Annotated in this window: 1 protein-coding gene; it reads left to right on the top strand. The window is 66.5% G+C overall.

The genetic code is table 11. The features are described 5' to 3' along the window. Positions 1-501 (top strand): hypothetical protein (locus O7A70_RS34000; RefSeq protein ID WP_337144232.1); only part of this gene is annotated, 501 nt, incomplete at both ends.

Here is a 501-nt window from a genome sequence, read left to right as displayed (position 1 = left end):
GGCGCACGAGCATGCCTCGCTGGCGCTGGCGCAACGCTGCAGCGGCGTTGCCGCGCCGGCGCCGCTGTTCGGCGCGCTGTTGAACTACCGTCATACCACGCCGGCGGCCATGGCGGGCTCCGGAGCGGATGATGTCATGTCGGGCGTGGAATGGCTGGGTGGCGAGGAACGCACCAACTATCCCGTGTCGCTGTCGGTGGAGGATTATGGCGAGGCGCTCGGCCTGACGGCGCAGGTGGTGGAGCCAATCTGCGCCGATCAGGTCTGCGGCTACATGCAGCATGCGCTCGAAGAACTGGCCGAGGCGCTGGAGCATGCGCCCGATACGCCGGTGCGAGACCTGGACATCCTGCCGGCCGATGAACGCACCTATTTGCTGGAAGAGCTGAACCGCACGGCGGCGCCTTACCCCTCGGATATGTGCATCCATGAACTGTTCGAGGCGCAGGTGCGCCAGGCGCCGGATAGGGTTGCGGTGGTGCATGAGGCTGAAGAGCTGAG

Source organism: Mesorhizobium sp. Cs1299R1N1 (assembly GCF_037179655.1).
Classification (GTDB): Bacteria; Pseudomonadota; Alphaproteobacteria; order Rhizobiales; family Rhizobiaceae; genus Mesorhizobium; species Mesorhizobium salmacidum.
Note: the sequence above shows the minus strand (reverse complement) of the source record. Positions and strands in the feature narration are given on the sequence as shown.